Annotated in this window: 14 protein-coding genes and 1 pseudogene; 11 read left to right on the top strand and 4 right to left on the bottom strand. The window is 65.0% G+C overall.

Translation table 11 applies throughout. The features are described from left to right. Positions 1–4: 4 nt before the first annotated feature. Positions 5–640 carry a MarC family protein gene (locus CBY09_RS13895; RefSeq protein ID WP_094290177.1) on the bottom strand — a complete coding sequence of 212 codons (636 nt, stop codon included), beginning with the start codon at positions 638–640 and terminating at the stop codon, positions 5–7. Continuing rightward, positions 640–1,386 carry an SDR family oxidoreductase gene (locus CBY09_RS13900; RefSeq protein WP_094290233.1) on the bottom strand — a complete coding sequence of 249 codons (747 nt, stop codon included), beginning with the start codon at positions 1,384–1,386 and terminating at the stop codon, positions 640–642. The genes CBY09_RS13895 and CBY09_RS13900 overlap by 1 nt, the downstream gene beginning before the upstream one ends. 116 nt (positions 1,387–1,502) lie before the next feature. On the opposite strand from CBY09_RS13900, the gene CBY09_RS13905 reads away from it, so the two are divergent. After that, positions 1,503–2,192, top strand: coding sequence for a dienelactone hydrolase family protein (locus CBY09_RS13905; protein ID WP_094290178.1), 690 nt, complete (start codon positions 1,503–1,505; stop codon positions 2,190–2,192). Positions 2,193–2,235: 43 nt separating this feature from the next. After that, positions 2,236–3,153: an amidohydrolase family protein gene (locus tag CBY09_RS13910; RefSeq protein WP_240515721.1), complete on the top strand. Its 918-nt coding sequence runs from the start codon at positions 2,236–2,238 to the stop codon at positions 3,151–3,153. Positions 3,154–3,240: 87 nt separating this feature from the next. Here the strand turns inward: CBY09_RS13910 and CBY09_RS13915 are convergent, their stop codons facing one another. Next, entirely contained in the window at positions 3,241–4,395 is a 1,155-nt protein-coding gene (locus tag CBY09_RS13915) for a magnesium transporter CorA family protein (RefSeq protein ID WP_094290179.1), read from the bottom strand. 68 nt (positions 4,396–4,463) lie between these two features. Beyond that, positions 4,464–5,471, bottom strand: a complete 1,008-nt coding sequence (gene hemB, locus CBY09_RS13920) for a porphobilinogen synthase (RefSeq protein ID WP_094290235.1) — start codon at positions 5,469–5,471, stop codon at positions 4,464–4,466. A gap of 340 nt (positions 5,472–5,811) precedes the next feature. Between hemB and CBY09_RS13925 the strand changes: the two genes are divergently transcribed. The 9 genes and pseudogenes from CBY09_RS13925 to CBY09_RS23525 form a co-directional block, all read left to right on the top strand. Then, entirely contained in the window at positions 5,812–6,240 is a 429-nt protein-coding gene (locus tag CBY09_RS13925) for a CopD family protein (RefSeq protein ID WP_094290180.1), read from the top strand. A gap of 19 nt (positions 6,241–6,259) precedes the next feature. Beyond that, entirely contained in the window at positions 6,260–7,363 is a 1,104-nt protein-coding gene (locus tag CBY09_RS13930) for a VanZ family protein (protein ID WP_240515722.1), read from the top strand. Between the two features lie 9 nt (positions 7,364–7,372). Then, a complete protein-coding gene (locus CBY09_RS13935; protein ID WP_063460178.1) occupies positions 7,373–7,732 on the top strand; it encodes a (2Fe-2S) ferredoxin domain-containing protein in 360 nt (119 codons plus the stop codon). Between the two features lie 90 nt (positions 7,733–7,822). Continuing rightward, positions 7,823–8,473 (top strand): alpha/beta hydrolase, encoded by a 651-nt coding sequence (locus CBY09_RS13940; protein ID WP_094290181.1) that lies wholly within the window; start codon positions 7,823–7,825, stop codon positions 8,471–8,473. Between the two features lie 91 nt (positions 8,474–8,564). Next, complete coding sequence (locus CBY09_RS13945) at positions 8,565–9,734, top strand: D-alanyl-D-alanine carboxypeptidase family protein (RefSeq protein ID WP_094290182.1); 1,170 nt, start codon at positions 8,565–8,567, stop codon at positions 9,732–9,734. 305 nt (positions 9,735–10,039) lie between these two features. Beyond that, positions 10,040–10,417 (top strand): 30S ribosomal protein S12, encoded by a 378-nt coding sequence (gene rpsL / locus CBY09_RS13950; protein WP_015012185.1) that lies wholly within the window; start codon positions 10,040–10,042, stop codon positions 10,415–10,417. Between the two features lie 169 nt (positions 10,418–10,586). After that, positions 10,587–11,060: a 30S ribosomal protein S7 gene (gene rpsG / locus CBY09_RS13955; protein WP_005798541.1), complete on the top strand. Its 474-nt coding sequence runs from the start codon at positions 10,587–10,589 to the stop codon at positions 11,058–11,060. Between the two features lie 150 nt (positions 11,061–11,210). Then, positions 11,211–13,313, top strand: a complete 2,103-nt coding sequence (gene fusA / locus CBY09_RS13960) for an elongation factor G (RefSeq protein WP_015012186.1) — start codon at positions 11,211–11,213, stop codon at positions 13,311–13,313. A gap of 142 nt (positions 13,314–13,455) precedes the next feature. Next, a pseudogene (locus CBY09_RS23525) lies at positions 13,456–13,523 on the top strand (GTP-binding protein); the annotation flags it as partial.

Consider the following 13,523-nt stretch of genomic DNA (forward strand, 5'->3'; position numbering starts at 1 on the left):
ACGGTCAGCGCGCGATCAGTACGGGGAAAATCTTGCCCAGCCCGTCCGCCATCACCTCCACCGCCAGCGCGGCCAGGATCAAGCCCATCAGGCGGGTCATCACGTTGATGCCGGTCTTGCCCAGCACGCGTGCAATCGGGTCGGCCAGCGAAAAACACACGGCGGTGGCCAGCGCGATGACCACGCCGTAACCCACCAGCGTGGCGGTCTGCCACACGCCCTGGGCGCGGTCGGCGTAGATCACCACGGTGGACATGCTGGCCGGGCCGGTGAGCAGCGGGATGGTGAGTGGCACCACGGCAATGCTGCTGCCCGCTGCGGCTTTCTCTGCCCCTTCTTCATACTCGTTGGTGCTGGGCTTGGCCTCGGCGGGCTGGGCGTTGAGCATGTTCATCGCGCTGATGAGCAGCAGCATGCCGCCACCCACCTGGAAGCTCTGCAGCGAGATGTTGAAAAAATCCAGAATCTGCAGGCCCAGCAGCGCACAGGCCGCAATCACGCAGAACACGCTGAAGCTGGCCACCTGGATGGTGCGGCGCCGCTGCGCGTAGGAGAAGCCCTGGGTGTAGTGGATGAAAAACGGGACGATGGCCAGCGGGTTCACGATGGCCAGCAGGGTGATAAGAGGTTTCAGGTCCATCAGCGTCCTCCAGAGACTTCAAGCAATGACATGGTGGTGTAAGGCGAAGCATCCGACATCAGCCACACGATGGCCTCGGCCACTTCCTCGGCGGTGCCGCCGCGCAACATGGGCACCTGGTGGGCCAGGTCGCGCACGCGGTCCGGCAGGCCGCCGCTGGCGTGGATGTCGGTTTCGATGAGGCCCGGGCGCACGGCATTCACGCGGATGCCTTCTGCCGCCACCTCACGCGCCAGGCCCACGGTGAAGGTGTCGATGGCGCCCTTGGCCGCCGCGTAGTCCACATACTGGTGGGCCGCGCCCAGCCGCGCGGCGGCGCTGGAGACGTTGACGATGCTGCCACCCGCTCCGCCGTGTTTCGCGCTCATGCGGCGCACGGCTTCGCGTGCGCAGATGAAACTGCCGATCACGTTGATGTCGAACATGCGGCGCAGGCGCGCCACGCTCATCTCGTCCACCCGCTGGGTGGTGTCCACCACGCCCGCGTTGTTCACCAGTGCCGTGATGCGGCCCAGTTGCGCGTCGATGGTGGCAAACATGGCCAGCACCTGGGCCTCGTCGGCCACATCGGCCTGCACGGCCAGGGCGGTGCCGCCTGCGGCGCGGATCTGCTGCACCACCGCATCGGCGGCGGCCTGGTTGCCCTGGTAGTTCACCGCTACCGCCCATCCCTGGCGTGCCGCCAGCAGGGCGGTAGCGGCGCCAATGCCTCGGCTGGCACCGGTGATTAAGGCGATCTTGTCCATGAAATCGGGGTCTCCTGCAAGAATGGCGCATTGGAACAGGTTCTGCGTGCTGCGGGCAGCGGTTTGCAGCAGGCACACCGCCACTTCGGCGCATTTTTTATCAAGGAGATTGCAGCATGGGACAGTTTGTCGATCTGACTTCGGGTGACGGTTTTGTATTTCCGGCCTGGGTGGCCCAGCCCGATGCCGCACCGCGCGGCGCCGTGGTGGTGCTGCAGGAGATTTTTGGCGTGAACTCCCACATCCGCGCCGTGGCCGACCGCTTTGCGGCGCGTGGCTACCTGGCGGTGGCGCCTTCGACCTTCCACCGCGTGAAACCGGGCGTGGAGCTGGGCTACACCGGTGAAGACATGCAGGCCGGCATGGGCCTGAAGGCTGCTGTGGAGGCGCTGCCCGCCCCCGGCGTGATGCCCGACATCCAGGCCGCCATCGACTACGCCGCCGCGCAAAGCGGCCGCAAGGTGGGCATCGTGGGCTTTTGCTGGGGCGGGCTGCTGACCTGGCGCGCGGCCTGTACGCTCAACGGTCTGTCGGCCGCCGTGCCCTACTACGGCGGCGGCATGACCAGCCCCGACGAAGCCGCCCGCCAGCCCCGCGTGCCCGTGCTGGCGCACTTTGGCGAGCGCGACCATTGGATCCCCGTGGACAGCGTGCAGGCCTTTGCCCGCGCCCAGCCGGGTGCCGAGGTGCACATCTACGCCGCCGACCACGGCTTCAACTGCGACCAGCGCGGCAGCTACGACGAGCCCTCGGCCATGACCGCACGCGACCGCACCCTGGCGTTCTTCGACAAGCACTTGGCCTGATACAACCAACACCCACCTACCAACGCATCTACCGGGGGTTGCCATGGAAAAATTCAAGCTTTTTGGACCCCTGGCGTGCATCCAGCAAACGCTGATAGCTATCTTTTTGGTAGCAATTGGCGCCAGCGCCCACGCGGCCGACTACGCCGGCCCCTTGTTCGATGCCCACCTGCACTACAACGAGGAGGCCTGGGACGGCAAAACCGGCCCGCATCCGCCCGCCGATGTGCTCGCGCGCATGAAGGCCAGCGGTGTGCGCGCCATCGTGGCCAATTCGCGGCCCAACGCGGGTTCGCTCACGCTGGCGGGCCTGCCGCAGACACGCGAGGCAGGCGTCACCGTCGTGCCCTTTGTGCGGCTGTACCGCAACCGGGCCGACTACTCCGGCTGGTTTGCCGACGAGAGCATCTACACCATGGTGCAGACCGAACTGGCGCGCGGCACGGCGGCCGGGCCGTATCGGGGCATTGGCGAATTCCACCTGTACGACAGCGCCAATGCCAACGGCCCCGTGGCCCAGAAGCTCATGGCCCTGGCCGAAGAGCGCGACCTGGTAGTGCTGGCCCATGTGGACGATGTGGCCATCGACCTGCTCATGGCCAACACGCCGTCGAAGGGCCAGAAGGTGCGCCTGATCTGGGCACACACCGGCATCGGCGGCGCGCCGGTGGAGCGGGTGGACGCACTGATGGCGCGCTACCCCGGCCTGGTGGGCGAACTCTCGTACCGCCCCGGCCTGGTGTGTGACGACAACCAGCTGTGCCCCGCCTGGCGTGCGCTGCTGCTCAAGTACCCCACGCGCTTCGTGATCGGCTCGGACACCTGGGTGAATCAGCGCTGGCAACACTACGAAAGCCTGATGCAGGGCTACCGCCAGTGGCTGGGCGGCCTGCCTGCCGATGTGGCGCGCAAGATTGCGTGGGACAACGGGGCGGGGTTGTTCGGGGTGGCCAGGCCGTGAGCTGACAATTGCTGGGGTATGGGGCTCGTCCCCTCGCTGCCGTTTCGCTGGCAGCCATTGAAACCGGCGCAGCCGCTCAGGGGGTTGTCACCGAGTTCTGGCCAAATACCGCTTGCGCCAGAACACCAGCACCAGCGCCAGCGCGATGAACACCATCGACCCCAGCGCCCACCAGAAGCCGTCGGCCTTGTGGATGAGCGGGATGAAGTCGAAGTTCATGCCAAAAATCCCCGCAATCAGGTTCAGCGGCAGGAACACGGCGGTGAGCGCGGTGAGCGTGCGCATGATGTCGTTGGTGCGGTTGCTCTGCACCGAAAAGTGCATCTGCACGGCGGTTTCGGTGCTCTGCTCCAGCCGCCGCACATGGTGCACCACGCGCTCGATGTGCTCCAGCACGTCGCGGCTGCGCACCTTGAGCAGGTCCAGCTCGCGCAGGCCTGCGGGGGTGTCGGGCAGGGTCCAGGTTTCCAGCGCGTCGATCCAGTCCTGCACGGCGGTGCGCTGGTCCTCGCAGATCTCGTCGAGCATGTGCAGCGACAGGCGCGCTTCGAGCAGCGAGTTCCAGTTGACGTAGCGCGCGCGGGGCTTGAGCAGCTCGGTCTGCCAGTGGTCCAGCTGGCGCGTGAGTTCGCGGCGCAGGTCCAGGTAGCCGTCCACCATCTGGTTGACCACGCGCAGCATGAGGTCGGCCGGGCTGGTGGGCACGCGGGCACCGGCCGCCGGGTTGCTGCGGCCCTCGCCGTTGGTGCTGGCGGCGGGTGCCGATGCCAGCAGCCGCGTGGCATAGGCATCGCGCACGGCGCAGTCGCTGGGGTGCACGGTCAGCAGCAACTGGTCGAACACGGCAAAACCCACAGGGCTGGTGTCGATGCGGCGCAGCACGGGTGGGCCGTTGCGCCGCGCGGGGCTCTCCGCCGGGGCCACAGGCGAAGGCGCAGGAACTGGCGCCGGGGGCTGGGCCGCCCCGTCGCCCTGTGCCGTGGCCAGGCGGCGGAACACCAGCAGGTCGTACTGCGAGGTGTAGTCGTAGTGCGAGGGCAGCTGGGCGTTGAGCAGGTCGGACACATGCAGGTCCACCAGCTGCAGCCCCACCAGGGCCTGCAGGCTCGCCTGGATCTCGGCCAGCCGCGCCTGGAACACCGGGCGCGCGCAGGCGATCCAGACAAAACCCTGGGCGGGCATGTGTGTGGGCAGCTCGGCCAGCTCCTGCACGCTGCCGCTGTGGATGTGGAAGATGCGCATGAACAACAAGGCCCCGGATTTTTGCCAAAAAATGGCTTCTGCGCGCGCTGGGTAAGCGCGGGTAGCTACTATTTTTGAAGCTTACGGGCCACGTCGCGCGCAAAGTAGGTCAGCACGCCATCGGCGCCTGCGCGCTTGAAGGCCAGCAGGCTTTCCATCATCACGGCGTCGTGGTCCAGCCAGCCGTTGGCGGCGGCGGCCTTGATCATGGCGTATTCGCCGCTGACCTGGTAGGCGAAGGTGGGCACCTTGAACTCGTCCTTCACGCGGCGCACGATGTCCAGGTAGGGCATGCCGGGTTTGACCATCACCATGTCGGCGCCTTCGGCAATGTCAATGGCCACTTCGCGCAGGGCCTCGTCGCTGTTGCCGGGGTCCATCTGGTAGACGTTCTTGTCGGCCTTGCCCAGGGCGCCGCGGGTGCCCACCGCGTCGCGGAAGGGGCCGTAGAAGGCGCTGGCGTACTTGGCGCTGTAGGCCATGATGCGGGTGTGGATGTGGCCTTGCACCTCCAGCGCCTCGCGGATGGCGCCGATGCGGCCGTCCATCATGTCGCTGGGCGCGACAATGTCCACGCCCGCCTCGGCATGCGTGAGCGCCTGGCCGGTGAGGATCTCCACCGTCTCGTCGTTGATGATGTAGCCGGTCTCGTCCAGCACGCCGTCCTGGCCGTGGCTGGTGTACGGGTCCAGCGCCACGTCGGTCATCACGCCCAGGTCGGGGAATTCTTTCTTCAGCGCCCGCACCACGCGCGGGATCAGGCCGTCGGGGTTCAGGGCCTCCTTGCCGTCGGGCGTCTTGAGCGCGGGGTCAATCGCCGGGAACAGTGCCAGCACCGGGATGCCCAGCTTCACGCAGTCTTCGGCCACGGGCAGCAGCAGGTCGAGGCTCAGACGGTCCACGCCGGGCATGGAGGCCACGGCCTCGCTGCGCTTGGTGCCCTCGTGCACGAACACGGGGTAGATCAGGTCGTCGGCGGTGACCAGGTTCTCGCGCACCAGACGGCGGGTGAAGGCATCGCGGCGCAGGCGGCGGGGGCGGTTCTGGGGGAAGGGGGCGGGGCTTTGGAGGTGCATCATTGGATTATGAAGCCCCCCTGTGGCGCCTGTCGGCGCCTTCCCCCGAGGGGGACGCACCCCTTGGACCGGCGAAGCCGGATCCACGGGTGCACTGGCTTGGCGCGTGCCAGTCTCGGGCCGCAGTGCTTCGCACACCCACCCTGGTATTGCCGCTTGTAACACGCTGTGCCCGGTGCTAAATTGGCGCCGGGCGGCTTGCTGCCCCCCGCTTTCCTCCCTGAGCGGGGCCTCGGATTGCAGCAATGCAAAAACAGGCTTTCCTGGCCCGGCGGACAGCCGGGCTTTTTTTGTCCGGGCCTGGGCCGTGGCAAAGCTTGCTGGAACGTAAACTGCACCCATGCTCTGGGTCAAAGCCTTTCACATCGTCTTCGTGGCCAGCTGGTTTGCTGGCCTTTTCTATTTGCCACGCATCTTCGTGAACCTGCAGATGGTGGCGCCGGGCTCGGTGGCCGAGCGCGACCGGCTGCTCTTGATGGCGCGCAAGCTGCTGCGCTTTACCACCTTGCTGGCGGTGCCCGCGCTGGCCCTGGGGGTGTGGCTGTGGATGGGCTATGGCATCGGCCGAGGCCCGGGCAACGGCTGGATGCACGCCAAGCTGGCCGTGGTGGTGCTGGTGATCGGTTACCACCATGCCTGCGCCGTGCTGCTGCGCAAGCTGGGCGATGGCACATGCCGCAAGAGCCATGTCTGGTTCCGCTGGTTCAACGAGGTGCCTGTGCTGCTGCTGCTGGTGGCGGTGGTGCTGGTGGTGGTCAAGCCCTTCTGATGGTGCAGGGCTGACGCTGGTGCACAAGACCTCCGCCTGGCCGCTTGCGCTGATCTACACGGCGCTCATCGTTTTTGCGAGCCTTTTTCCGTTTGACGGCTGGCGCGCTCAGGGCATTGACCCGCTGGTGTTCCTGCTCGCCCGCCTGCCCCCGCCGTACTGGACAGGCTTCGACGTGGTCACCAATGCGGCCGGGTATGCGCCGCTGGGCTTTTTGCTGGTGCTGGGCATGTTGCGCTCGGGCTGGCGGCGTGTGCTGGTGGCCGTGGCATTGGCCACGGTGGCGGGCGCACTGCTGTCGCTGGCGCTGGAGTTTCTGCAGATCTACCTGCCCCGGCGGGTGCCATCCAACCTGGACCTGCTGCTCAATATGGGCGGCACCCTGGCGGGCGCCCTGAGTGCCGCCCTGCTGGAGCGCCTGGGCGCGCTGGACCGCTGGAGCGACTTCCGCTCGCGCTGGTTTGTCTCGGACGCTTCGGGCGGCATGGTGCTGCTGGCACTGTGGCCGCTGGCGCTGCTGTTCCCGGCGGCCGTGCCCTTTGGCCTGGGCCAGGTGCTGGAGCGGCTGGAGGCGGCGCTCATCGAGCTGCTGGCCGACACGCCATTTCTTGACTGGCTGCCCCTGCGCGAGGCCGCGCTGGATCCGCTTTCGCCCAGTGGCGAGCTGCTGTGTGTCACGCTGGGCCTGCTCATCCCCTGCCTGCTGGGCTACTGCGTGATCCGCCAGATGGGGCGGCGCGCATTGTTTGCGCTGGGGGTGGTGGTGGTGGGCGTGGTCCTCACGGCGCTGTCGGCCGCGCTGAGCTGGGGCCCGGTGCATGCCTGGGAATGGATGAGCCTGCCCGTGCGCGTGGGTGTGTGGGGGGCGCTGGCGCTGGCGCTGCTGCTGCTGGCCCTGCCACGCCGGGCCTGCGCTGCCGTGCTGCTGCTGGCGCTGGCCTGGCACCTGGCGCTGCTCAACCAGGCGCCCACCAGCGCTTATTTTGCTCAGACCCTGCAGATCTGGGAGCAGGGCCGGTTCATCCGCTTTTATGGCCTGGGGCAGTGGCTGGGCTGGCTCTGGCCCTATGCCACGCTGCTGTATGTGCTTTTGCGGGTGTCCCGGCGGGATGGGCAAACTTAAAATGCCCGGATGAGTGACACCTCCTCCGCACCGGCCGCAGCGCCCGGCTACTACCAGCGCCACATCTTCTTCTGCCTGAACGATCGCACCAACGGCGAAGACAGCTGCGCCCACCACAACGCCCAGGCGGGTTTTGACCGCTGCAAGGCCCAGGTCAAGGCGGCCGGGCTGGCGGGCGCCGGCAAGGTGCGCGTGAACAAGGCGGGCTGCCTGGACCGCTGCGCGGGCGGCCCCGTCGCCGTGGTCTACCCGGAGGGCACCTGGTACACCTATGTGGACGCCGCCGACATCGACGAGATCGTCGAATCGCACCTCAAGAACGGCCAGGTGGTGGAGCGCCTGGTCACCCCAGCGGAACTTGGCCGCTGACACGGGCTCCATCCTTTTCTTTTTTGAATGATTTTGGCTGCTTGCGCCTGATGGATAAGCGCTTGAAGCTATTAATAGGATAGCAATCCCGTGAATGCCCAGACCGAACGCCTGACCTTGTCGGGCCCCGCAGGCGCCATCGAGGCCGTGCGCGACAGCGCCGCGCTGGCCGACGGTGCCAGCCCCCGGGGCGTGGCCATCATTGCCCATCCCCATCCGCTGTTTGGCGGCACCATGGACAACAAAGTGGTGCAGACCCTGGCGCGCGCCTTTGTGCAGTGCGGCTACACGGCCGTGCGCTTCAACTTCCGGGGGGTGGGCGGCACGGCGGGTGTGCACGACGACGGCCGGGGTGAGTTGCAGGACCTGCTGGCCGTGGTGGAGCAGGTCGCGCCTGCGGCAGATGGCCAGCGCATTGCGCTGGCAGGTTTTTCGTTTGGCGCCTTTGTCACCAGCCACGCGCTGGAGGCGCTCTGGCCCACGGGCCGTGTGGACAAAACCGTGCTGGTCGGCACCGCCGCCAGCCGATTCACCGTGGCCCCCGTGCCGCCCGACGCCCACCTGCGCACCCTGGTGGTGCACGGCGAGGCGGACGACACCGTGCCGCTGGCTGCCGTCATGGACTGGGCGCGGCCCCAGATACTGCCTGTCACAGTGATCCCGGCGGGCGGGCATTTCTTTCACGGACAATTGCCGCTTTTGAAGAATCTGGTGGTGCGCCACCTGCAATCGGGCGCCTGAGGGGGCGGCCCGGGCTCTCCGGACCTTCTTCCCCTCTCTGCGCGTTTTTCTTTTCCTCTTTTTCCGAGCCTCCCCAGCCCCCTATTGCCCCATGAAACGAATCCTGTCTGCGTTGCGATCCCTGGCCGTCTTTGCTGCGGTGGCCCCGGCTGCCTTCGGCGCCCTGGCCCAGGCACCCCAGCCCCCCGAAATCGCCGCGCGCACCTACATGCTGGTGGATGTCACCGCGGGCCAGGTGCTGGCCGCCAAGGACATCGACGCGCCGGTGGAGCAGGCCTCGCTCACCAAGCTCATGACGGGCTACCTGGTGTTTGACGCGCTGCGCGCCAAGAAGATTGCGCTGGACCAGAAGCTGCCCGTGAGCGTGCGCGCCTGGAAGATGCCCGGCTCGCGCATGTTCATCGACCCCAAGATGCAGGTGCCGGTCGAAGACCTCATCAAGGGCATGATCGTGCAGTCCGGCAACGACGCCACCATGGCCCTGGCCGAAGGCGTGGGCGGCACAGCCGAGAATTTCGTCAAGCTCATGAACGACCAGGCCAAGGCCCTGGGAATGAACGGCACGAGCTACAAGAACCCCGAAGGCCTGACCGAACCCGGCCACACCACCACGGCGCGCGACCTCTCCGTGCTGGCCATGCGCCTGATGAAGGACTTCCCGGAGTACATGCACTATTACTCCACCAAGCAGTACAGCTACCCCGGCACGCCCGCATCGAACGGCAACAACCGCAATTCGCTGCTGTTCCGCGATCCGACCGTGGACGGCCTCAAGACCGGCCACACTGCTGCGGCGGGCTACTGCCTGGTGGCCACGTCCAAGCGTGAATTCCCCGGTGTGGGCCAGCGCCGCCTGCTGTCCATCGTGCTGGGCGCTGCGAGTGAAAACGCGCGCGCGAACGAAAGCCAGAAGCTGCTGAACTGGGGTTACACCGCGTTCGAAGCCGTCAAGCTGTTCGACGCCGGCAAGCCCGTGGCCACCCCCGCTGTCTGGAAGGGCAAGGACAGTGTGCTGAAAATCGGCCGGGAAGAGGCCATTGTTGTGGCGGTGCCTGCGGGCAGCGCCGGCAAGGTCACCACCCAGATTTCCCGCCCCGACCCGCTGGTGGCGCCCTACACCAAGGGCCAGCCCATCGGCTCCCTCAAGGTGATGCTGGGCGAACAGGTGGTGGGCGAGGTGCCTCTGCTGGCGCTGGAGGGGGTGGAGCAGGCGGGCATCCTGGGCCGGGCCTGGGATGCGATCCGCCTCTGGATTAAGTAACCAGGCCATCCCCCTGAGGCGCTACTGCGCCTTCACCCCTTCTCTCGAATGGCTGCGCCGTTCGGGAAGGGGGACACCGCCAGCGCTGCGGGGCGGCCCTTGCGCGGCGGTCCTGGCATTGGCAGCGCGCTTTTGCAGGTTGTGGCGGTGCTTCGCGCTGGAGCCTGCGGAAAAGGGGGGGGCTGTGTTCACGGGGGAAAGCTCGCAACGCTTGCCCGTTCAGGGGCTTGCTGCTACATTAGAAGGCTTTTCGGAATTTCCGAAGGGTTTCACGTTTTCGTTTTTTACGTTTAGGGACGTATTTCATGCCAACCATCAATCAACTGGTCCGTCAGGGGCGCGAGGTCGAAAAGACCAAGTCCAAGAGCCCTGCGATGGAAAACTCTCCACAGCGCCGCGGCGTGTGCACCCGTGTGTACACCACGACGCCCAAGAAGCCTAACTCCGCTCTGCGTAAGGTTGCCAAGGTGCGCCTGACCAACGGTTTTGAGGTGATCTCCTACATCGGCGGTGAAGGCCACAACCTGCAGGAACACAGCGTGGTGCTGGTTCGCGGCGGTCGTGTCAAGGACTTGCCCGGTGTGCGTTACCACATCGTGCGTGGTTCGCTCGACTTGCAAGGCGTGAAAGACCGCAAGCAAGCGCGCTCCAAGTACGGTGCCAAGAAGCCCAAGGCCAAGTAAGCCCTGCGTTTTTTTGCAAAGAATTTTCGGTGCTGTTTCCCGCGTGGCGCGGTGATGCAGCGTAGTGACCCCAAACGCAGATAGTCTGCGCGGGTCGAGTAAGTGGGAGTTTCAATGACTCTCGCGGTGTCTGAAAAGACGCCAACTGAAGCAAAGATAGAGGTAAAAAATGCCACGTCGTCGCGAAGTCCCCAAACGTGAAATCCTGCCGGATCCCAAGTTCGGCAATGTAGAGCTGTCCAAATTCATGAACGTGATCATGGAAGGCGGCAAGAAGGCAGTTGCAGAGCGCATCATTTACGGCGCCCTGGAACTGATCGAGAAGAAGCACCCCGATAAGGACCCTCTGGAAGCCTTCACCGTTGCCATCAACAACGTGAAGCCCATGGTGGAAGTGAAGTCCCGCCGCGTCGGCGGTGCCAACTACCAGGTGCCTGTGGAAGTGCGCCCCGTCCGCCGCCTGGCCCTGTCCATGCGCTGGATCAAGGAAGCCGCCCGCAAGCGTGGTGAAAAGTCGATGGCCCAACGCCTGGCCAACGAACTGCTGGAAGCCACCGAAGGCCGTGGCGGCGCCATGAAGAAGCGTGACGAAGTGCACCGCATGGCCGAAGCCAACAAGGCATTCAGCCACTTCCGCTTCTAAATCGACGAGCCGTTTTCGTCGCCAGACGCAAGGCTGCAAGCATTTTTGCCTGCAGCCTTGTGGCGATTGAGGCGGTCACAAAATTGACGGGTTGCAGCGCAACAATGCTGGCCCGTCCCCCGAATAACACGACCCATCCAAGGATCCACCATGGCTCGCAAGACCCCCCTCGAGCGTTACCGCAACATCGGTATCTCGGCCCACATCGACGCCGGCAAGACCACCACGACCGAGCGTATTCTTTTCTACACCGGCGTGAACCACAAGATTGGTGAAGTGCACGACGGCGCGGCCACCATGGACTGGATGGAGCAAGAGCAAGAGCGTGGCATCACGATCACCTCGGCTGCCACGACCTGCTTCTGGAAGGGCATGGACATGTCCTTCCCCGAGCACCGCATCAACATCATCGACACCCCCGGCCACGTGGACTTCACCATCGAGGTGGAGCGTTCCATGCGCGTGCTGGACGGTGCTTGCATGGTGTACTGCGCTGTGGGTGGCGTGCAGCCCCAGTCGGAAACCGTGTGGCGTCAGGCCAACAAGTACAAAGTGCCCCGTCTGGCCTTTGTGAACAAGATGGACCGTACCGGTGCCAACTTCTTCAAGGTCGTGGACCAGATGAAGCTGCGCCTGAAGGCCAACCCCGTGCCGATCGTGATCCCGATCGGTGCTGAAGACAACTTCAAGGGCGTGGTCGATCTGCGCAAGATGAAGGCCATCATCTGGGACGAAGCATCCCAGGGCATGAAGTTCACCTTTGAAGACATCCCGGCTGACCTGGTTGAAGTGGCCAAGGAATGGCGTGAAAAGATGGTCGAAGCGGCTGCTGAAGCCTCCGAAGACCTGATGAACAAGTACCTGGAAGAGGGCGATCTGTCGGAGGAAGAGATCACCCAGGGCCTGCGTACGCGCACCATCAACGGTGAAATCCAGCCCATGCTGTGCGGCACGGCGTTCAAGAACAAGGGTGTGCAGCGCATGCTGGACGCCGTGATCGAACTCATGCCTTCGCCCCTGGACGTGCCTCCCGTGCCCGGCTTCGACGAAGACGACAAGGAAGTCACCCGCAAAGCGGACGACAACGAGAAGTTCTCGGCCCTGGCGTTCAAGCTGATGACCGACCCGTTCGTGGGCCAGCTGACGTTTGTGCGCGTGTACTCCGGCGTGCTCTCCAAGGGCGACACCGTGTACAACCCCGTGCGTGGCAAGAAGGAACGTATCGGCCGTATCGTGCAGATGCACGCCAACGAGCGCCAGGAAGTGGACGAAATCCGCGCCGGTGACATCGCTGCCTGCGTGGGTCTGAAGGACGTGACGACCGGTGAAACCCTGTGCGATCCCGCCGCCGTGGTGACGCTGGAGCGCATGGTGTTCCCCGAGCCCGTGATCCGTCAGGCTGTGGAGCCCAAGTCCAAGGCCGACCAGGAAAAGATGGGCATCGCCCTGTCGCGCCTGGCTGCTGAAGATCCATCGTTCCGCGTGCAGACCGACGAAGAATCCGGCCAGACCATCATCGGTGGTATGGGCGAGCTGCACCTCGAAATCATCGTGGACCGCATGAAGCGTGAATTCGGCGTGGAAGCCAACGTGGGCAAGCCCCAGGTGGCATACCGCGAAACCATCCGCAAGACGGTGGAAGAAGCCGAAGGCAAGTTCGTGCGCCAGTCCGGTGGTAAGGGCCAGTACGGCCACGTCGTGCTCAAGATCGAACCCAACGAAGCCGGCAAGGGCATCGAGTTCGTGGACGCGATCAAAGGCGGTGTGGTGCCTCGCGAATTCATCCCAGCGGTGGAAAAGGGTATCAACGAAGCCGTGACGCAAGGCGTGCTCGCTGGCTACCCCGTGGTGGACGTCAAGGTCACGCTGCACTTCGGTTCGTACCACGATGTGGACTCGAACGAACTGGCGTTCAAGATGGCTGCCATCTTCGGCTTCAAGGAAGGTTGCAAGAAGGCCGGTCCGGTCATTCTGGAACCCATGATGGCCGTGGAAGTGGAAACGCCTGAAGACTATGCCGGTAACGTGATGGGCGACCTGTCCAGCCGTCGCGGCATGGTGCAAGGCATGGACGACATGGTCGGTGGCGGCAAGGCCATCAAGGCCGAAGTGCCCCTGTCCGAAATGTTCGGCTACTCCACGACCCTGCGCTCGATGTCGCAAGGCCGCGCCACCTACACGATGGAATTCAAGCACTACAGCGAAGCACCTCGCAACGTGTCTGAAGCCATCATGGCAGCACGCGCCAAGTAAGTAAGCACTTCGCCCGGGCCTTTGTGGTCCGGGCTTTGTTTTGTCTGCGATCCGGTGCCACTCTGTCCCCTGTGCGGAGTGAATCAGCAACCAGATGCAGACGTAAAACCACTACACAGGGATTGCTCTTTGGAGAATTGAAATGGCAAAAGGTAAGTTTGAACGCACCAAGCCCCACGTGAACGTGGGCACGATCGGCCACGTGGACCA

The organism is Acidovorax kalamii, from assembly GCF_002245625.1.
In the GTDB taxonomy this organism is placed as follows: Bacteria; Pseudomonadota; Gammaproteobacteria; order Burkholderiales; family Burkholderiaceae_C; genus Acidovorax; species Acidovorax kalamii.